The organism is Flagellimonas sp. 389 (assembly GCF_018449435.1).
Classification (GTDB): Bacteria; Bacteroidota; Bacteroidia; order Flavobacteriales; family Flavobacteriaceae; genus Flagellimonas.
The window spans coordinates 1-248 of record NZ_JAHCMU010000043.1 but is presented as its reverse complement, the minus strand read 5'-3'; the positions used below and the strand labels follow the sequence as shown (position 1 = coordinate 248).

Genomic DNA, 248 nt, shown 5'->3' with positions numbered 1-248 from the left:
TGTATCGGCGACGTACCGCTGCCCAACGTGAGCGTTGTAACGGACGGATCGGACAACTGCAGCGCGAGCGGCGACATCGTCGTGGCCTTCGTGAGCGACAGTGCGCTTGTCGGCAGCAACCCTGGCACGATTACACGGACCTATAGCGTGACCGACGAGGCCGGGAACAGCATCACCGTGACCCAAAATATCATCGTTGACGACACGACGGACCCTACCATTAGCTGTCCGGCGGATATTACCCAGAA

The 248-nt window shown here is 59.3% G+C and carries 1 protein-coding gene; it reads left to right on the top strand.

Annotation, left to right across the window (positions count from 1 at the left end; all coding sequences use genetic code 11):
• Nucleotides 1-248, top strand: a 248-nt coding sequence (locus tag KIM67_RS18530; RefSeq protein WP_213833038.1) for a hypothetical protein, incomplete at both ends; no start/stop codon positions are given.